This is a genomic window from Nostoc sp. NOS(2021) (assembly GCF_017115025.1).
Taxonomy (GTDB): Bacteria; Cyanobacteriota; Cyanobacteriia; order Cyanobacteriales; family Nostocaceae; genus Nostoc.
The window spans coordinates 44,003-63,813 of sequence record NZ_JABXKM010000329.1; the positions used below are offsets into that span (position 1 = coordinate 44,003).

At 43.2% G+C, this 19,811-nt stretch carries 17 protein-coding genes; 7 read left to right on the plus strand and 10 right to left on the minus strand.

Annotated features, from left to right (window positions below; all coding sequences use genetic code 11):
• Positions 1-13: 13 nt before the first annotated feature.
• On the minus strand, positions 14-1,210 hold the full coding sequence (locus tag HWQ41_RS32100; protein WP_292771960.1) for a phosphodiester glycosidase family protein: 1,197 nt from the start codon (positions 1,208-1,210) through the stop codon (positions 14-16).
• Between the two features lie 262 nt (positions 1,211-1,472).
• Here HWQ41_RS32100 and HWQ41_RS32105 point away from each other — a divergent pair, with 262 nt between their 5' ends.
• Positions 1,473-2,651, plus strand: a complete 1,179-nt coding sequence (locus HWQ41_RS32105; RefSeq protein ID WP_292771962.1) for a GNAT family N-acetyltransferase — start codon at positions 1,473-1,475, stop codon at positions 2,649-2,651.
• A gap of 329 nt (positions 2,652-2,980) precedes the next feature.
• Here the strand turns inward: HWQ41_RS32105 and HWQ41_RS32110 are convergent, their stop codons facing one another.
• The gene (locus tag HWQ41_RS32110) at positions 2,981-5,248 is read right to left on the minus strand and encodes a cytochrome c peroxidase (protein WP_292771964.1); all 2,268 of its coding nucleotides are present in this window, start codon (positions 5,246-5,248) and stop codon (positions 2,981-2,983) included.
• Between the two features lie 381 nt (positions 5,249-5,629).
• Here HWQ41_RS32110 and HWQ41_RS32115 point away from each other — a divergent pair, with 381 nt between their 5' ends.
• Complete coding sequence (locus tag HWQ41_RS32115; protein ID WP_292771966.1) at positions 5,630-6,553, plus strand: DMT family transporter; 924 nt, start codon at positions 5,630-5,632, stop codon at positions 6,551-6,553.
• Between the two features lie 521 nt (positions 6,554-7,074).
• Positions 7,075-8,790 carry an alpha/beta hydrolase gene (locus HWQ41_RS32120; RefSeq protein WP_292771968.1) on the plus strand — a complete coding sequence of 572 codons (1,716 nt, stop codon included), beginning with the start codon at positions 7,075-7,077 and terminating at the stop codon, positions 8,788-8,790.
• 112 nt (positions 8,791-8,902) lie between these two features.
• Here the strand turns inward: HWQ41_RS32120 and HWQ41_RS32125 are convergent, their stop codons facing one another.
• Together HWQ41_RS32125 and HWQ41_RS32130 are read right to left on the minus strand one after the other, a co-directional pair.
• Complete coding sequence (locus HWQ41_RS32125; RefSeq protein ID WP_292771970.1) at positions 8,903-9,346, minus strand: type II toxin-antitoxin system PemK/MazF family toxin; 444 nt, start codon at positions 9,344-9,346, stop codon at positions 8,903-8,905.
• Positions 9,340-9,582, minus strand: a complete 243-nt coding sequence (locus HWQ41_RS32130; protein WP_292771972.1) for an AbrB/MazE/SpoVT family DNA-binding domain-containing protein — start codon at positions 9,580-9,582, stop codon at positions 9,340-9,342. Before HWQ41_RS32130 ends, HWQ41_RS32125 begins: the two co-directional genes overlap by 7 nt.
• Positions 9,583-10,408: 826 nt before the next feature.
• Here HWQ41_RS32130 and truB point away from each other — a divergent pair.
• From truB to HWQ41_RS32145, 3 genes are all read left to right on the plus strand, one after another.
• Positions 10,409-11,290, plus strand: coding sequence for a tRNA pseudouridine(55) synthase TruB (truB, locus tag HWQ41_RS32135; protein ID WP_292771974.1), 882 nt, complete (start codon positions 10,409-10,411; stop codon positions 11,288-11,290).
• Between the two features lie 207 nt (positions 11,291-11,497).
• Positions 11,498-11,890, plus strand: a complete 393-nt coding sequence (locus HWQ41_RS32140; RefSeq protein ID WP_292771976.1) for a hypothetical protein — start codon at positions 11,498-11,500, stop codon at positions 11,888-11,890.
• Positions 11,887-12,738 carry an alpha/beta hydrolase gene (locus tag HWQ41_RS32145; RefSeq protein ID WP_292771978.1) on the plus strand — a complete coding sequence of 284 codons (852 nt, stop codon included), beginning with the start codon at positions 11,887-11,889 and terminating at the stop codon, positions 12,736-12,738. The genes HWQ41_RS32140 and HWQ41_RS32145 overlap by 4 nt, the downstream gene beginning before the upstream one ends.
• A 171-nt stretch (positions 12,739-12,909) precedes the next feature.
• Here HWQ41_RS32145 and HWQ41_RS32150 read toward each other — a convergent pair whose 3' ends face one another.
• The 5 genes from HWQ41_RS32150 to carA all read right to left on the minus strand — a co-directional run bounded on the left by HWQ41_RS32150 (position 12,910) and on the right by carA (position 17,459).
• The gene (locus tag HWQ41_RS32150) at positions 12,910-13,212 is read right to left on the minus strand and encodes a DUF1816 domain-containing protein (RefSeq protein ID WP_292771980.1); all 303 of its coding nucleotides are present in this window, start codon (positions 13,210-13,212) and stop codon (positions 12,910-12,912) included.
• Between the two features lie 87 nt (positions 13,213-13,299).
• Positions 13,300-14,376: a 23S rRNA (guanosine(2251)-2'-O)-methyltransferase RlmB gene (gene rlmB / locus HWQ41_RS32155; RefSeq protein WP_292771982.1), complete on the minus strand. Its 1,077-nt coding sequence runs from the start codon at positions 14,374-14,376 to the stop codon at positions 13,300-13,302.
• A gap of 92 nt (positions 14,377-14,468) precedes the next feature.
• Complete coding sequence (locus HWQ41_RS32160) at positions 14,469-14,948, minus strand: ribonuclease III domain-containing protein (RefSeq protein ID WP_292771984.1); 480 nt, start codon at positions 14,946-14,948, stop codon at positions 14,469-14,471.
• A 579-nt stretch (positions 14,949-15,527) separates the two neighbouring features.
• Entirely contained in the window at positions 15,528-15,893 is a 366-nt protein-coding gene (locus HWQ41_RS32165; protein WP_292772035.1) for an STAS domain-containing protein, read from the minus strand.
• A gap of 399 nt (positions 15,894-16,292) precedes the next feature.
• A complete protein-coding gene (gene carA / locus HWQ41_RS32170) occupies positions 16,293-17,459 on the minus strand; it encodes a glutamine-hydrolyzing carbamoyl-phosphate synthase small subunit (protein WP_292771986.1) in 1,167 nt (388 codons plus the stop codon).
• A gap of 231 nt (positions 17,460-17,690) precedes the next feature.
• Between carA and HWQ41_RS32175 the strand changes: the two genes are divergently transcribed.
• On the plus strand, positions 17,691-18,740 hold the full coding sequence (locus tag HWQ41_RS32175) for a retropepsin-like aspartic protease (RefSeq protein ID WP_292771988.1): 1,050 nt from the start codon (positions 17,691-17,693) through the stop codon (positions 18,738-18,740).
• Here the strand turns inward: HWQ41_RS32175 and trpD are convergent.
• On the minus strand, positions 18,670-19,737 hold the full coding sequence (gene trpD, locus HWQ41_RS32180) for an anthranilate phosphoribosyltransferase (protein ID WP_292771990.1): 1,068 nt from the start codon (positions 19,735-19,737) through the stop codon (positions 18,670-18,672). The genes HWQ41_RS32175 and trpD overlap by 71 nt on opposite strands.
• Between the last annotated feature and the right edge of the window lie 74 nt (positions 19,738-19,811).

Consider the following 19,811-nt stretch of genomic DNA (forward strand, 5'->3'; position numbering starts at 1 on the left):
TTTTCCCATTCCACTACAATTGCAACTGCCCGAAAATATTCCGGTCTTTCCAGCTAGAAATACGAATAAAATAGCCTTCTTTTACGGGAATACCTGGTGTCCACTCATAAACCCCATCGCTAGCAGTACGGGAAGAAATGTTTTGGATAAGTTTGTTTCCATCGTACAACTTAATCGAGACATCGCCATCAAAATTATCCCGCCACAATATTAAATAAGGCTGATCCTTCTTTGCAAGTACTTTGTTCACTGGCTGACTGATCAAGATTTTTGGCGCAACCTGATTTTTGCTTTTCTTACGGAATCCCAGATAATCAGGTAGGTGTCGGAAAGCAGGATTTTCTTGCGGATTAGATAGTTGTGGAACAATAATATTTCCATTCTGGGAATTGAATAAATAAGTTGATCTGCCGCCATCAACGGTAATGATATCGCCTTTGACTCCTAATTTACGTAATAAATCGGCTGCTTCATCCAGAGTTCCTTGGTTCACCGTCATAATCAACAACAACTCATCACCCTTAACATCATCTTTGTCTAGAGTACCGATGACTTGATACTTATTCACTTGGTTTTGAGCTAATACTTTTGCTGGATGATCGCTGTATCGGTAAGTGACGATCGCATTCTTCACTGCTTTTTGATTGAGAGGTGCACCGCTAACCTGGTTGTAATTGGTAATGTATGCCTGCTTTTCATCCCAAACTAAAGCCTTGAGGTGAATATTACTATAATATTTATCTTTTGGTTGCTTGATTGGCCCATAAGGGCTAGTACCACCACTGATGACTACACCATTTAGTTTTATTGGAAAGGATAATTGACTACTAGATTGATATTGCTCAAAAAAAGAACAATTAATTATCGAAAAAACGTTATTTGCGTAAAGTTTCTTATATTCGTCCGTTACTTCCGAAAACAACTTGGTTTTGAAAAAAGGGCTGTAATGTCCACCTTCCCCTTGATAATACTTCCCTTCATTTAGACCCATATTATCTACCTCTCCGATAATTTGGTCTATGTGCATTTTGCGAATGTCAATAACTTGTAAATAGGCTTCGTTACCATTTGTTAATTGTTTTTTATATAAAGCTGCCCCGTCTATAGTTTGGAGAGACTGATAAGAAGATAAAGGATCAAAACTTTGAGCAATCCAAAAGCTACTCAGAATTGGCAGCAAAAAAAGCAATAAATTGATGACAATATTCATTGGTATTTTGTTGAGGAAAAAATATTTCTCAGGAATTATAATCTAGATTTTGATATTACCCAGGTTTTGAAGTCCAAGTTTGAACCTCAGAAGGTCAAAGTTGAACCTCGGAAGGTCAAAGTTGAGCCTCAGAAGGTCAAAGTTGAACCTCAGAAGGTCAAAGTTGAACCTCAGAAGGTCAAAGTTGAGCCTCGGAAGGTCAAATTTCAAGTAACCTTAGTTGTAGTATAGTTTTGCTTTTGTATTATTAATGGTATAAGAGATGACACCTAAATTTGAATACAGCACTCTTGCCCATCCCCAGGATATTCAGCAGCTTGGGAGTATCTTTGAGCAGTGTTTCATCAGTGGGCTTGGTAGCGAGGAAGTTTACATCAATCTCATTGGCGTAGAAAATTTCCGTATTATCCGTAAATTGCAGCAAGTAGTTGGTGGATTGGCAACTCTGGATATGGGGCAGTGGTGGGGTGGTGTGCGTGTACCAATGACAGGAATTGCGGCAGTGGGCATTGCTCCAGAGTATCGCGGTTCGGGAGCTGCGATCGCTCTGGTGCAGCACACCCTCAAAGAACTTTATGCTAGGGGCGTAGCAATCTCCGCTCTTTATCCAGCCGTTCAAAGCTTGTACCGAAAAGTCGGGTATGAGCAAGGGGGTAACTGGTGTGGTTGGGAAGTTGCTGCTAACACTATCCAGCTGCGGGAGCAACCCCTACCTTTGGAACCAATAGTGACTATCAATCATCAAGTCTTTCATGAGCTATATCAGCAGCAGGCGAGACTAACGCATGGATATTTAGACCGACATCCAGTAATCTGGCAACGATTAATCCAACCAGATCAGAAGGAAACATTTTACGCATATTTTATCGGTAGCAAAGAGAAACCCCAAGGCTACATCCTCTTCAGCCAACATCCAGCAGAGGATGGCGCAATTCTGCGGATCAAAGATTGGGTAATTCTCACATCTGCTGCTGCACAAAGTTTTTGGTCTTTTCTTGCCAATCATCGCTCTCAAATTGACCGGGTGCGATGGAAGAGTTCTGTGATTGATTCCTTGACATTGCTGCTACCAGAGCAAACTGCCAAGATCAGGCATACGAACCGTTGGATGTTACGGGTAATAGATGTAGTCAAGGCGCTGGAGGCGCGGGGTTATCCAACAGGAATCCAAGCTGAACTGCACTTAGAAATTGAAGATAATTTGCTAACTGGAAATAATGGTAAATTCATTCTTTCTGTCGCCAATGGACGCGGTGAAGTCATAAAAGGCGGAAAGGGTGAGTTGCAGCTAGATATCCGGGAATTGGCACCATTGTATACAAGTTTGTTCACTCCCTACCATTTGCAACAAGCCGGAAAACTGCATGGGACAGAAACGGCTATCTTAGCAGCTACGCAAATATTTGCAGGTGCGTCGCCTTGGATGGCTGATTTCTTTTAAGGAATGGGGCATTCCTCTCTGTAAGCTTGAAGATGATAATAGTAGAAGTAGTGTTATGCCGTAGGCTAACGCACCTTGAATTGTTCACGGTGCGCTGCTCAATAGACCTCTTGCATAAATGCTTAAATTGTGATGTTGAGTGGAGCGAAACATCTGTGAGATTCTTCTCTCCACTGCGTTCCGTACCCTGCGGGAACAGAATGACATTGCTAATTTTTTGACTTTTGCAAGAGGTCTAATGATCAGGGGGATGAGGGGGATGAGGAAGCAATTTATCTCCCTTATCTCCCCCTGCTCCCCACACCTGAGTTACTAACTAAAATTACTAGTTAGTTCAGGAAATTTCGAGTGCCACTACCACCATACCGACCAACAGCAGGAATTTCCAATAGGCTATCTGTAGCTTTACCAGTGCCGTCATTGATAACAGAGGTAGAGTTACCCGGATGTCCATTGGGAACGAACAGTTGCGGATGATCAAAAGGTGCTTTCTCATGGAGAACTCGCTCATCGGTGAGTCCTTTTAAAAAGGCGACCAATTGCTGTTTTTCCTCTGGTGAGAGATTCAGCACGGGAAGACCTCCAAAGTCACCACCCCGACTGTAAAAATCAACCACTTGCTCTAGGGTCGCCTGACCTCCGTTGTGAAAGTAGGGGGCAGTGAGTTCCACATTGCGAAGCCCAGGTGCTTTGAAAGCTCCGTCTGCAATTACGCTCTCACTTGAATTCAACGGTGGAGTCAGGATAGGGGGGTCTTGGCCCAGGAGATTCTTAAATGTCCCCAGTTGAGCCAACCGGGCCTCGGAGAGTGGATTACCTTGGCCGTTAGCAGATAAACCGTCATTACCACCCAAACCGGGATCGTCCGTGGCAGGTCTGACACCAATGTTGAAGAAGCCAGTGTCTTCAGGGGGTTTTGCACCGAACGGCCCACGTCTGATTCGTCCGCTTTGAGCCACGCTGCTCACTGAAGCAGATGTTAATTCCAACCCACTATGGCAACCAATGCACCCCTTGCCCTCGAATAGTTTCTTCCCTTGTTGCTGCTGCACGGTGAGGGCGCTGGTGTTTCCTTCCAAGAAGCGATCGTAGGGCGTATCGTTGGCAATGAGTGTAGCTTCATACAACTGAATCGCCAGCCCAAAGAATAGCGAGAAGTTATACTCCAACAGCGTGTACTCATTGGTTTGGGAAGAGTTATCAACGTTGTTGACAAAAGTCCGTCTACCTTGAGCATCAACTTGGATGAGTTGATTAGACTTCCACCACACCGGCTTGAAGGCATCTTGAACCAGCTGTTCGTAGGTTTTATCCTTCAGTCCGGGTTGAGGCCATCTACTGTTTGCACCTAAAACGCTGTCTTGTGGATCCACAACCTGTTTGCCTAGCGGTCTGAGGCTAGATAACTTTTGCGCCAGTATTCGGGGGAGCTTTGTACCGCTAAGTGACGCAATATTTTGCAGCAGTCCGCTGAGAGATTTTGTGTTGCCAATTTGCGCGAGATTATCACCAATTTGTTCAACGGAACTGAGTAGTGGTCCGAGCGAAATATCTGGTATCAGATTGCTGACAGATTTTCCGTTGTTAACTTGCCCGAACTTATCACCAATTTGTTGAAAAGTGCGACCATCAGCGGACAACTCTGTGGAACTGAGTGGCGGGCCGAGCGCCTGAGAAGCCAAAGACGAATTATTCAGGCTGATTTTGACAAATTGGAGCTGATTTGGGTTGTTTGCTTTCACCACAGAGGCGTTAGGATCTCTTAAACCAAAGGGATTCACCCCATTAAATATGTTTTGTGCCTTTCCGTTCCAGAAGTTGCGGAAGTTGAATGCTGCATTAATTACAGTTGGCGTGTTGCGCGGCTGGACGCGGCGCACATTCGTACCTCCCACATTAAACACTGGATCTGGCTCGTTTGTTACTTGGTCTTGCCCACTACCAGGTGTGACACCAACAAACTTCGTATTGAAGGCTCCTTGAGATGAGCTAATATCGTTACGGTCAGACACAACAGTCTTAGGATCATTGGAGTTCGACAGCTTGTGAAAAGGAAAATCTGACGGCTTGAGCTGGTAGTTTGGTGCGCCACCCACATCAAAAACTGTATCTGGATTCGCTGTACCATCGGCGTTGACCCGCAAAAGCCCAGGATTGATCTGATTTTTGGATCTATTGTCGGCTCCAGCATGGAAGTGACAACTAGCACAGGAGGTCAGTCCGTCGCTCCCAACCTGTATATCCCAAAAAAGAGTTTTACCTAACTTGATTGCAGCTACTTTGTCTTTTACGAAGTCTCCAAGATTGTCAGGCTCTGGAACCGATACGCTCTTGAGCGAAACTGGAGGCGACCCCGTAACCTGCGCCGATACACTATTTCCAGCTATTACTGCTACCAGAATAATGGCAGCAATTGTTATAGTCTTTGAAAATCTTGATCTCTGGGAGTTAAGCTGGCCATCTCTGAATCTCCACCCTTGGCGCTTTATTTTTGTCACCAAAGATTTGAGCAAAAATCGACCTTTTGAGGTCAGTAGCAAGTAAACTGATAAGCCAGTAATAAAGACTACTAAGCTTATTATGGGTATAATCCCCATAGTTTTTTGTGATAAAATAACATCGGAACAAATTATACATTTACGAGCAAGTTTTAAATTTATTATTCATGTAAAGTAATTACGCAGTTTACTAACTTTATGTGAACAAAAAACGCCATAGGACTACAAATAAATTCAGTAGGGTAGGTAAGCTATTCTACATTTAACTTGCATTAACTAGACTGTTAAGATGCTGACTCCACAAGAGTTTGATAAAATTTAGGGCGTTGCATAAATGCGGGATGAATTGGTGGTTGAAACCATTGAAAATTCGTTCCCAATTGGGCGAAATCATCCCATAATTCAGCAACGCCAAATTTAGATATGCAAATTAGATATGTTTTAGTTTATGATCAGCCCTACTTTGAGTAGGATATTTGAATGTCACTACATCAAAGTTCTGGTCGGTGGCGCTTAGGGCTAGCGTTATCGCTATTGACGGTTTTATTGTGGGGAATTTTACCTATTGCTCTGACGGTAACTCTGCAAGTACTTGATGTCTATACAGTCATTTGGTTTCGGTTTTTGGTATCTTTTTTACTGCTTGCTGTGTATTTAGGAATACGCGGTAAATTACCAAAGTTAGAACAATTGCGTTCTGCTGCTTGGAAGTTATTAGCGATCGCTACACTCTTCTTAGGGATTAATTACTTTTTCTTTATGCAAGGTTTAGCACTAACATCGCCTGCTAACGCCGAAGTTCTCATTCAATTAGCTACCCTTTTATTAGGTTTAGGAGGGTTAGTGATTTTTAAAGAACGTTATCGGCTGTATCAATGGATTGGTGTAAGTGTAATGACTTGTGGTTATCTTTTATTTTTTCGTGAACAACTTACGAATTTAATTACAGCGCATGGCACATATATACTAGGTAGTGTTTTGATTATGCTAGGAGCAGCAGCATGGGCTATTTATGCTTTGGCACAAAAGCAGTTATTGCAATCTTTATCTTCCCCTAGCATTATGCTGATTATTTACGGGGGTTGTGCTTTATTATTCACTCCTATAGCCAGAATAAAATCACTTTTTATACTTGATACTTTTCATTTAGGAATGTTGTTTTTTTGTGCTTTGAATACTTTAATCGCTTACGGTGCTTTCGCCGAATCATTAGAACATTGGGAAGCATCACGAGTGAGTGCAGTATTAGCTTTAGCTCCCATTGTGACATTAATATCAGTCGGAGTTGTATCAGTTATTGCACCTGATTGGACACCACCAGAACACTTCACTTTCATCGCAATATTAGGAGCGGGTTTAGTAGTCACAGGTTCAGTAGCGATCGCCTTGGGAAAAACTGATTAATAAAAATGATTTTCAGGATTTTTACGGGGTTTTTCATTTAGTAAATTCGTGCCCTATTCAAAGCTACAACATCAATACTGAGGCAGAGTATTTTTTATTTGTTATCATTTAATAGTGAAGGCAAACTACTGGAGTCAGCCTCTTGTAAGATGGATAGTTTACCCATCTGTGTGACTCTGTAGGATTTAATTGTTTACCTGATAGCCAAGAAAATCCTTGAAGAAGAATTCAAAAATCAGAATTCAGGAGTCAGAATCAATTACTGGGGGATTGGAAACCACTACTTTTTTATTGACTACCAAATCTATGATTTGGTGGGAATTTAAAACCCATTTACACCCCTAAAGTTAAGTAAGCTACATCAGCCAGTCATACATAATTCATCCTGAATTATAACTCCTGACTCCTAAATTCTGTTTTGATAAAATTGAGGCTAATAACTTTAAGTAAACCAAGCAGGGTGTCCGAATAACTACCAAAGCCAACACCTGATCAAACCAGACCACCGAAACAGTTGAGCGATGAATAGTTTGTTTGGTAATTGGGCCAGCACCCTGAGAAAAAATTTTCTGTTGCTGGTTCTTTCAACACTACTGCCAACATTTGGAATTAGTAATTCTGTCTTGGCAGCAGAGCGGATTTATGCATCTTATTCAGCTTTAGAGCTTTCCATTTCAGTCACAACTTTAGAAAACTACGCCAAGACAGGTGTAATTGACGACGATTTGGCAGCGTATCAGCAATATCTGCCTTTTCAACAGCTTCAAGAATTACGGCGGATTTTACTCAATCGTGTGAAAGTTAGTCCGGTAGTAGTTTCGCAACTTCTCTACACACCGCAAGGTGAATTTTTGCTGCATCGATTGGCGCAAGCGATTATAGCCAAATCTCCTCAGCCAGAATCAGGATTTGGTGCTTTGCGTTCGGCGCTAATTTTAGCTTCTGGTGAATCGGGAGGCTTGACACTTTTGAATGTGTTGCGTAAATATCCCACCAGCAGCATTCGCCTTGATGTAGCAGAGACTTTGGAAATAGCTACGGAATTGGAGAAACTTGTTAACCAAACCCATCGTGCGATCGCAGTAGTTTCCCAACAGTCTCAGATAGAAGCTGCTACCATCAAACAACCCAATTTATCACAATTGCCCGATTTACAGGTTCCGGGAAAGTTGAAGTCGCAAAAATACACCCTAAAGTTTTTTGACTCAACGCGCAATCGGCTTTTATTAACTGATGTTTATATTCCCAATCTCCAGAATGCTGCACCCGTAATTGTGATTTCTCACGGCTTGGGTTTAGACAGCAGCAACTTTCAATATTTAGCCACTCACCTAGCTTCTTACGGATTTGCTGTCGTCGTTCCCAATCATCCTGGTAGTGATGCTAAACAATTACATTCTCTGTTGAATGGACACGCCAGTGAAATAGCAGAACCAGGTGAATTTAAAGACCGACCTTTGGATGTAACATATATACTGAATCAATTGGAAAAAGATAATCAATCTGATTCAACGTTTAAAGGTCGGTTAAATCTGCAACAAGTTGGAGTATTTGGTCAATCTTTGGGAGGCTACACAGCCTTGGCTTTGGCAGGTGCTAAAATCAACTTTGACCAGCTAAAACAAGACTGTCAACCAGCAGCGCTGCAAAATACCTGGAACATGTCTTTACTGCTCCAGTGTCGCGCCTTAGAATTAAGCAACAGCAAGTCTGGTAAGGATTATAACTTGCGGGATGAGAGAGTGAAAGCTGCGATCGCAGTTAATCCCATTACTAGTTCTATTTTCGGCAAAGCTGGCTTAAGTCAAATTAAAACTCCAGTGATGATCGTCAGTAGTAGTGATGATACAGTTGCACCAGCTTTATCCGAGCAAATTCTACCTTTTTCCTGGTTGTCAAATTCACAAAAGTATCTCGTCATGCTTGTAGGTGGCACCCACTTTTCCACCATTGGCAATGGCAACCCTGCAAATCAGCAAGTAGCATTACCTGCCGATATGATTGGCGATGCTTCCCAAGCGCGTCGTTACATGAATGTTTTGAGTTTACCTTTCTTCCAAACCTATGTTGCAGGAAGGCCGCAATACATTTCTTACCTCAACGCCGACTACACACAAAGCATTTCTAGTAAGTCGCTTGGTTTGAGTCTTGTCAAGTCATTGAATACAACCGAATTAGCTCAATTGCTGGATATAAAAGGAGCCAAACCCGCAAAAAAAAAGTCCCCAACACCATAGTCAGCTTCGGATTTTGGATGTTGGATATTGGTGTTGCATTGCTGCATGTGATGATTTTTATTTGACTTGAACAGGCTTGATTAATTACGTCTGTACAAATTTATTTGCGTCTTTATAAAATTAGAGTCTCAATTTTTGCTTGGACTTCTTCAATTAGCTCCTGTTCAACTTTCTCTACAAACAAAACTTTCCTAGCTTTCCAATCCAGTGATTTGATCTGATCAGCTAGCACCACGCCACTGGTTATCATTCCGTCAGGAAGCGAAACTTCAAAGTTAAGACCTTTTTTTTGATTAGTAATTGGACAAATTAGAACTATGGAAGCCATTCGATTGTATTGCAATGGCGACATAACTAAAAAAGGACGATAGCCCATCTGCTCACGCCCTTGAGGTTTTAGTTCAGCATTAAGTGTTTCAGAAATATCTTCAAATGACATTCCTGATGTTCTCAAGGCTAATACACGTCGGATAGAATCAGCCGTAATTTGCTTTGCTGTTCCGCAGTCTAACTTGACAATATCACCCCTATCTGGAACGTATGGTTTAACTACCAAACTTCATTCCCCATAGCAGATCCAGTATCTATTTCAGAATGAAAATTATCTGGAGTCATACCTTCCAATAATTCATCAAGCGTATATTTTTTTCGCTGCGGCGGCGTGATTACAATACTATTGCCTGAAACACTGAAAGTTATGTTTGTTCCTTCTTTGATATTAACTTGTTCAGCTAAAGCTTTCGGAAGTCGAATAGCTAAACTGTTTCCCCACTTAGCAACAACTGTGGTCATAGCTACCTCAAAATGCTTTCTTAGAGAATTACACGCCCAAACATAAAACTTTCGGAGCTTAACGCGCCTACTTAGCACTATTTTGCGTATCTACTTTGAAGATACCATAATTTGTAAGTGATTTACAAAAAAGCTACAAACAACCACTGGAGAGTAGAGTGCAGGGAAGTAGTAACACTTAGTATACAGGGTGGACTCTTGGTAAATGTCGGATGAAGAACTTGCCCTATGCGTTTAGTTTTTCTCTCAGTTGTCGTTGAAGACCTAGTAAACATCCATAAATACAGCAGATTGCAACTTAGTGAGGTACAGATAATCGTAGGGGCACAACATGTTGTGCCCCTACCCGTGTACTTCATTTACCTGAAATACGCTGTATATTCCCAAGATAGCGTGATAATGACTGGTATAAACTTAGGTTACAATTTTCTTTTATTATTTTATTCATCTAATATTCTAGTTGTAGTTGTAAATATATTCTGCTTGGAAAAGATTACTTTGCAAACAGATTAGGTGAGATTTATTTTAAATTTATAATAAAAAAGTTATGAATAACCAGTTACAGATTCGCTGGTCGGTTTTTAATTTAAACCGCGTACATTTAATAATTGTCTTCAATATCAGCGAATAACCAGGATAGGGTATATCATAACTACGATGAGAATTAGTAGATTTTGAATTAACTGATTTTTCCTGTAATAGAATTACGGGAGAAATTATTTATATAATTCCCAAAAATTGCTAAATTATCACACTTACGAGCGTAATTCCCAGCCTAACGATATAATCACTTTTAGAGAATTTAGAAGCTGTAACGATTGATTTTGTGTTATTTCAAGGTTTTCTCAACTTAAACAAACCATTTGACTGGACTTCCCACGACTGCGTAGCACGGGTGCGAAAATTGTTGCGCCTCAAACGTGTGGGACACGCAGGAACCTTAGATCCAGCAGCTACAGGGGTGTTACCGATCGCACTTGGTAAAGCCACAAGATTATTGCAGTATCTACCAGAAAACAAAGCTTACAAAGCCACCATTCGGCTGGGTGTGCGTACTACAACCGATGATTTACAAGGTGAAATCATCACTTCTCAACCTTGTGCTGGATTGAATTTGGCAGAAGTGAAAACTGCATTAGCACAATTTGAAGGCAAGATTGAGCAAATACCACCTAGTTACAGTGCAATCCAAGTGAATGGTAAGCGTCTCTATGACTTAGCACGCCAAGGGAAAACGGTGGAAGTTCCAGTGCGAACAGTGGAAGTTTTTCAGATAGATATTTTGGACTGGAGAGAAGGAGATTTTCCCGAATTGGATGTTGCGATCGCCTGTGGTTCTGGTACATATATTAGAGCGATCGCTCGTGACTTAGGTGCAATCTTAGAAACTGGTGGCACTCTTGCGGCTTTGATTCGCACCCAAAGCAGTGGTTTCGATTTAACAGATAGTCTCACTTTGACAGACTTAGAAACTAAACTCCAAGCCGAGACATTTCAACCTTTTGTATCTGATGCCGCTTTACAACATTTGTCGTCTGTTACTTTACCAGCAACATCTGCTCAAAAATGGTGTCAAGGTCAGCGAATTTCTCTAACTTTCGATGTTTCTGAAATAGTGCGAGTTTATGATCAAGAGACTCGCTTTTTAGGTATTGGGCAATTACAAGACGAAGTGTTGATTCCCCAAATGGTTTATGAACCAATTTAGTTTAACCCTCAAAGCAGAATTAGCTAGTAGTTATATTGGCTTTACTCACAAATAGGACTTACGCAAACAATAGCCAAAACCCCGATTTTCCAGTAGGGACAATTCATGAATTGCCCCTACCGCGTGTAGTTTTGCGTAAGTCCTAACAAAGAATCTTTCGCCGTTAGCTGTATGAGACAATTACAGGAATAAGATGATCGAACTACTATGACAGAAAGGTTAGACCGGATTGAAGCAATCTTAGAGCGGACAGCACAAAGGGCTGAAGCGAATACGGTAGCTATAGAAGCGAACGCGGTAGCTATAGAAGCGAACGCAGCAGCTAGAGAAGCTGATAGAGTCGCTAACGCAGCCACCATAGAAGCGAACGCAGCAGCTAGAGAAGCTGATAGAGTCGCGATGGCTGAACTACGCTCAACCGTAAATTCCTTGGTGCAGGTAGTTGAGATACATCAGCTAAACCATGAAGCAACTCAGCGTAACTTTGAAGGGATTGTAACCGAACTCAGAGAAATTAGAACTGAAATTAGAGGATTGAGAACTGAAAGCCAACGCATTTTAGAACATTTGTTCGGCAGACAGGAGAACGGCGAGTCATGAGCGATCGCCATAGTCATACTACTGCTACACCTCTAAATGTCTACATCCAAGGTCAAGGATTTCCCATTCTGGGCTTACATGGTCATCCTGGTACTGGTCGTAGTCTTTCTGTCTTTACCAATCATTTATCAAAACGCTACAAAACTTTTGCCCCTGATTTACGTGGATACGGCAAAAGTCGCTGCAATAATAATTTTGCTATGAATGACCATTTGACTGATTTAGAAGCGCTGCTAGACCGCTTTCAGATTGAAAAGTGCCTAGTATTGGGATGGTCACTTGGGGGCATTCTGGCAATGGAATTGGCATTACGTTTGCCAGAGCGCATTACAGGGCTGATTTTGGTGGCGACAGCCGCAAAACCCCGTGGCAGTCATCCTCCTATCACTTGGCAGGATAATTTATATACTGGCGTTGCTGGCCTACTAAACTATATAAAACCGAGTTGGCAATGGAATATTGAAACTTTTGGCAAGCGATCGCTTTTCCGCTACCTAATCCAACAACATACATCTACCACTTACAACTATATCGCCACCGAAGCAGTACCAGCTTATTTGCAAACCTCTCCTGCTGCTACTCGCGCCCTCTATAGTGCAATTCAATCGGGATACAACAGACTTGTAGATTTGCAACAAATACAATGTCCTAGTTTAGTACTTGCTGGTGAACAAGACCGCCACATCACATCTGATTCTAGCTTAGAAACTGCTCGACACCTCCAAAATTCTCAGTGGCAGTGTTATCCCAACACCGCCCATCTTTTCCCGTGGGAAGTTCCCCAGTTGGTGCTGAATGATATTGACCATTGGCTGGAAGAACATCCGCAGGTAATTGGTAGTCAATAGTCCAAGGAATTTTGACTCTTGAACAAATAATTCGTAATTAGAACTCGAAATTACGTTAGCGTAGCGGTAGCTAGTCCGCGTACTCCTGCCCAGAAGCAAGCTAGCAAGAGCGTCTGGTAGAGAGCGTCATGACGAATTACGAATTACGAATTATCTTGACTCTGGCCTAACTTAAATTTGACCGCCAAAGATAGGCTGTACTTTGCGGTCAAATCTTTCCCCCAAGTCTTCAGCGATTGTTAAGGTATTAGGTTTGCAGCGCTTGATATGCACAGCAATTCCCGTAGCTCCTTCAACTTCCAAATCTTCTATATATCCAATGCTTGACAATCTGGCATCAGAAGAACTCAGAAATGGCCCGAAGTAGTACGTGCATCGGGGATTCTGCGTCACAATCTCTACCCACCAAGCCAAGCCGATGTAGTCGAATGTGTTAATCAACACTTCCTTGAGGTTATGCCAAATGGTTTTCATGGTTTTCGCCGATTTATAAACGTGCTACAGGGTGTTAAACGATATTGTGCTTTATTATCTTTTACATTTCTTTATACTCTGTTACTGTTATTTTTTCAAAGAAAATTTTTGTAATTTATCCAAGTGCAGCGTATTTAGCGATCGCTGGCGATAAATTTCATAAAGCGCCATACCCGCTGCTACCGAGGCATTCAGGCTGGGAGTCTTACCTTGTAGAGGAATCGATACTAAAAAATCACAGGAGCGTTGAGTTAACATACCCAGACCTTCACCTTCTGAGCCGATTACCAAAACGATTGGGCCAGTGAAATTGATTGTATGCACGGGTTCGCTCCCACTTGCAGCAGCGCCGTAAATCCAAAAGCCAGCTTCTTTCAATTCTTCTAAAGCGCGGCCAAGGTTGACAACTCTAGCTACAGCAAAATTTTCTAAAGCGCCTGCTGCCACTTTCATCACAGTGGAAGTGATCCCAGATGCCCTTCTTTGGGGAATCACCAATCCTTGAGCGCCTATTGCTTCGGCGGTGCGAATAATTGCTCCCAAGTTGTGGGGATCAGTAATTCCGTCAGCCACGACAATTACGGCATCGGTTACAGATTTGGACTGTTCAATTAAATCCGGCAATTCGATGTAGGCGTAGGGAGCAATTTGCGCTGCCACACCTTGGTGATTGGCTCCATTGGTGAGATAGTCTAAGCGCTTGGGTTCAACCTCATCAATAACCGTGCCATTTTCTTTCGCTTGTAGGAGAAAATGGTGAAAGCTGGGATCGTAGCGCAGACGGGTCGTAATCCAGAGACGGTTGAGATTGCGCTGATTTTGCAATGCACTCAATACTGGATGACGACCGTAGATGAGATCGCTATCTTCTGTCGATTCTGTAGATGCAGACGGCTGGGATAAGTTGCTATATCGTTGTCGGGAGTTGCCAGAAATGGGGTTGCTATCTATTTTTCTGGGATTGCGAGTCGGATTAGCAACAGAAATGGGGTTGCTATCTATTTTCCTGGGATTGCGAGTCGGATTAGCAACAGAGATGGGGTTGCTATCTATTTTTCTGGGATTGCGAACAGGATTAGTAACAACACGCTTACCTTGAATTTTTACGGGTTGTCCACGATTGGGTTCGCTAGAAGTCTTGACTTTTCTCGGTTTATTCTGCATTTGAGTTATGGATATAGCGTCTGGTTGATTATCCCGATTACCTCAATTTATTGAGCCTAATCTACTGTTGTGGCCATTGTGAAATTGAGTTCTCACTCTTTTTCTATATGAAGTATTTGCAACAGTTCGGTTAGACGCTGGTAATCGGTAAGATATAAGTAGCCAATTAAGGTTTCTAGACTAGTTGCCTGTTGATAAATTTCGGGATTAAGTCGTTTAGGGCGTCCTGTCGCGGCGTTTCTACCCCGTCGGACAATTTCTAATTCGGTGTCCCTGAGATGAGGAATCAGCGATCGCAAATGTAGCGCTTGGGTTTCCGCTCTTACCTGCTCCACTACCAGACGATGGTAAATTCCTGACCGCTGTAATGGCAGCAGATAGAAAATTCTAACATACAACTCATAAATTGCATCCCCCAAATATGCTAAAGCACTAGGAGAAATTTGTTGCACTTGTGAGAGGGAAATCTGTTGGAATGGCGCTGTGGTTGCCAAGAGTGCTTGAGTCCAAGATAAACTCTGTTTGGGAGTTTCATCTTGTCCATCAAATAGCTCTTCCTCCTGTGACTTCACAAATAAATCATTCCTTGACGGGCTACATTTGGCAGGCATTCTTCGCAAAGAGTGATTTTTCTGAAGTATGCCATGATAGTATACTTAGCATAATCAACACTATCAAAATTACTTCCTAATTTCATCTTTTTGATTGAGAGTTGGCATTTTAAATCACCCTGATGTCAACGCCTATAAACCAAATTTCGCCTACTTCTTGTGGTCTGTGCCTAAGATAGTGTAAAATTTTGACATCAAACTCACCCTGTTACTTGATCCCATTGCCATGCTTACTTAGTAAGCGACAATTTTTAACTATACAGTATTAAGTCAAGTTAACCTATAGATAAATCTGCTGGCTTTGTATTTCTTACAACTTTTTCGGACTTGATTGTTTATCCGAATATTGTAGCCAACAATTACATACCCCAGAACGGAGTGTCTATATCTTTGTTATTGCTCAACTTTAAACATAATAGCTCAACTGGCTTTGTTCCTCTCCCACAAAGAGAGAGGTTTTCTGCCAGAAGTTTTAAAAATTAAGCTATCCGATGTTGAATCTGGATAGCTGAATTTATCTCTCGGTTCAAGCAATCAAGACTACTTGATGTTTTCTAGAGCGTCTTCAACTGATTTTTGCAGAGAGAGAAACTTCTCTAGGCGAACAAGCTTGACCGTTTGAGTGACGCGGGCATTCGTGACAATTTGCAAAGTGCCCTCAGCAGTTTGAGCCTGCTTGGCTAGCTGCACCAGAGCACCCAAGCCAGAGCTATCAATAAAGTCGATTTGTGAGAGATCCAAAATAATGTGCTTAGGGCCCTCGTCAATCTTGCTGCCAAGCACCTTGCGAAATGTCGGCTCAGAAAAGGCATCTAACAAACCTGTGAGGCGGAATAGCTGACAGTTATCCCGGACTTCACGAGTGCCCCTCAGGCTAACGGTTAGATTCAGTGGATCAGCAATAATTCCCTCCTCATGAGTTAAAGTGAACGCTCAAGTATAGATGGTTTTTGAGCAAGTTGTCTACAATCTGCTGGAATTGGGCATTGGGCATTGGGCATTGGGTATGGTTATTCTCCTTGTCCCCTTGTCTTTCTTGTCCCCCATTTGCATTTTGCTATTTTTATTTAATCCCAGATGCGACAACTTGACTCTCGCTTTGCTCCAATTCCAAATTAAAAATGCATAGTTCAAAAATAAATCTTTCATTTTGAATTCTGTTAGCGCAGCGTAAAGCCTTCTCTACGAGACGCTGCGCGAACGGCATGGCAACTCTTAGAGACGCACTCGCGTTCGCTTAGAGCGAGTCCGCGTACTCTGTAAGAGTTGCAAGCTACGCGCAGCGTCTCGTAGAGAGCGTCATTTTTAATTTTGAATTCCCCGGAGGGCTTGACGTGCGGTTCGCATGGCTTGAACAAATTGCTCAAACAAGTAATCAGCATCGTGGGGACCAGGACTAGCTTCTGGGTGATACTGTACGGAGAATACAGGTAGAGATTTGTGACGTATCCCGGCAATGGTGCGATCGTTTAAGTTTAGGTGGCTGATTTCTACAACTGCCGTAGGTAAAGAATCTGGGTCAATAGCAAAACTATGGTTTTGGCTGGTAATTTCTACCCGTTGTTGTGAGCCAGCAGGCTGATTCAAACCACGATGACCAAATTTGAGTTTATAGGTTTCTGCCCCTAGTGCATGACCTAAAATTTGGTGTCCCATACAAATACCAAAGATGGGTTTTTGACTTAACAGGAGCGCTTTGGCAGTTGCAATCCCTTCGGTGACGGCAGCAGGGTCGCCAGGCCCATTAGAAAGAAACACACCATCTGGATTGTAATTGAGAATTTCTTCTGGTGAGGTATCAGCAGGCACAACAATCACCCGACAACCGTAACTTGTGAGGCGACGCAAAATATTGCGTTTTACGCCAAAGTCAAGGGCAACAACGGTAAAGGGTTCCCCAAGATTTTCCGCAGCCTCAGAGTTGAATTCCCAAGCTGAAATTGTGGCATCTGACCATTCATAAGCCGTTGGGGTAGTCACTTCACCAACCAGATTCAATCCCGCCATATTGGGAGCCGCTAGTACCTGCTCTAGCAATTCTGCCTCATCAAGAATGGCTGTGGAAATGCCGCCGTTCATGGCTCCGAATATGCGAATTTTGCGGGTGAGGGCGCGGGTATCGATGCCGTAGATCCCTGGTACTTGGTTTTGTTTAAGGTAGTCAGGCAAGGATTGTGTCGATCGCCAGTTACTTGGTCGGTGACAAATATTACGCGCGATCGCACCTCGCACTTGGGGTCGCTCTGATTCCTCATCTTCAGGATTGACGCCAGTATTGCCTAATTCAGGATAGGTAAAAATGACAATCTGACCGGAGTAACTTGGGTCGGTCAGTACTTCTTGGTAGCCGGTCATACCAGTGTTAAATACCACTTCTCCGATCGCGGTTCCCGTAGCACCGAAAGACCAACCGCGATAAGTGGTTCCATCTGCTAGGACAAGTAAAGCTGGTATTGCGTCAGTCAGGGGCATAGTAGATTAGGCATTGGGCATTGGGCATTGGGCATTGGGCATTGGGCATTGGGCATTGGGAAAACTCTTCCCTATTCCCTATTCCCCATTCCCTAGTCCCCAATACTGCGATTGTTAATTATCTCATAAGTTGAGCAATTGGGAGTTTTTAGGATAGTTAATTAAAATTAAAAGGGAATTATAAAAGTAGCGGGAGTGGATTTGGCAAAGCTTGGGCAGTTAAAATTAATTATGCTTCAGTCCTTTTTATCCCGTACAACCCTAATTTTTATATCAAGCGCTCTAGCGGTTTTGTGTGTTGCCTGTAGTGAAGACAAACGGAACACTGCGACTGGTGGCAATGAGCAACCCACGCCAATTGGGGATCTGACATCAGTACAGCCTACTGTCGAACCAGTAAAACCAGCAGCTATCCCAGAAGCGCAGCCGCTAGAGCCGTCTGAAAGTGAACCAAGTCTTTTTGAGATGGGGCGAGACAAAGCTGTTGGCGCTTGGAGTATCAGCCAATCTGCTCAATCTCCAGAGGATTGGAATTTGGTGGTGAGTCAGTACCAGGATGCGATCGCGCTGATGCGAAAAGTGCGACGACAAAGCCTAGAATTTGCGATCGCTCAAACCAAGATTGCTGAATATCGGCGGCAAATAAAATATGCCCAACAGCAAGCGAATCCTCGCCCTGTGCGCGTTGCCCAACCTCAGAGGATAGTAGTTCTTGTTCCCCAGAGAGCAACCACACCAAAGTTCACCTTACGTTCATTACCTCCTGTCGCAACAAAACCGTTATCACTAGAGCCAGGTTTGCCCTCGTCAGCAGTGGTGATTCCAGATGAAGCAGTATTTACAGCCCCGATTAAAAGGCGGATTGGTGGCACGCCAATTGTCGAAGTCACTTTCAATGGCCAGCAACAATTTGAGATGATTGTGGATACAGGAGCCAGTGGCACTGTAATCACCCAACAGATGGCCGATGCTTTGGGAATCGTGCCAGTGGGGAAAGCGAAGGCAAACACCGCTAGTTCTAGAGCTGTAGAATTTCCTGTGGGTTATGTTAATTCGATGGCAGTTGGCGGGGTAATAGTGAATAAAGTAGCAGTAGCGATCGCCGGTGCGGAACTAGAAACTGGACTTCTAGGACATGATTTTTTTGGCAACTATGATGTCACCATCAAACGTAATGTGGTAGAATTTCGCCCGCAATTGCGATCGCAAATCAATTCCCCAGAAATTCAATTAACTGCTCCAACTTTGCCCAAGCCGCGCCACTTTGTAGGATATCCTTAGCGATTTTAATACCCTCGGCGTGATCGAGCAACGAGATTACACCCGCTACTTGCAGCGCCAACGACGCATTCAACGCTACTGCATCCTGTTGTGCCTGAGTTCCCTTTCCTTGCAGTACCGCCTTCAGAATCTCCGCATTTTCTTGGACATCCCCACCCCGAAGCATACCTATGGTAGCAGGCGTTAAATCCAAATCTAGGGGATTAATCGTAGTTAACTGCACTTCTCCGTCTGATAACACCGCCAAATCAGTTAAATCTCCTAACCCAGCCTCATCAAGTTTTTCTCGCCCGTGCAGCACAATCGCCTTTTCCTTGCCCAAATTCTGTAAAGCTTGGGCAACAGTTGCTAAAAGTTTGGGAGTAAATAACCCTACCACCTGCCCAGTTGGACGCAAGGGATTTACTAACGGCCCAAGCAAATTAAAAACTGTTCGCACCTTCAAAGTCCGCCGCAATTGGGCAACCGCCTTGAGTGCTGGATGCCAACCAGGGGCAAACAAGAAAGTGATCCCCACTTCTTGTAGTGCTGCTTGCACCTTTTCACTAGAGGCACTCAAGTTTACATCCAAGGCTTCCAATACATCGGCACTTCCCGTAAGACTTGACGCTGAACGATTGCCGTGTTTGGCGACGGGTACGCCATAGGCTGCGGCGACAAATGCAACTGCTGTGGAAATATTAAAGGTTGATGATCCATCTCCGCCAGTGCCACAGGTATCTATTACAGTAGTCAGTGCTGACTGGTGAGCGCTGAGTGGGGAACATTGAGATTGTAATACTTCAGCCATGCCGGTTAACTCGTCGGCAGAAATGCCTTTAAAGTTCAGCGCTATTAAAATTGCTCCCGATAACTCTGGGGGAACCGCTTCACTGAGCCATCCTTGCATCAATTCAGCAGACTGAGTACGGGACAATGATTGGCCATCTATTAATTGTTGCAGCAGGATATACCAGCTAACAGAGGATTCTTGAGCAGGGATTGGGGAAGTTATCATAGCTAAGGTTTGTATGTTGTAGCTATATTGAGAGGCATGAGAGCTATCCTACCGGAAAATTGGGAGTTATCAAA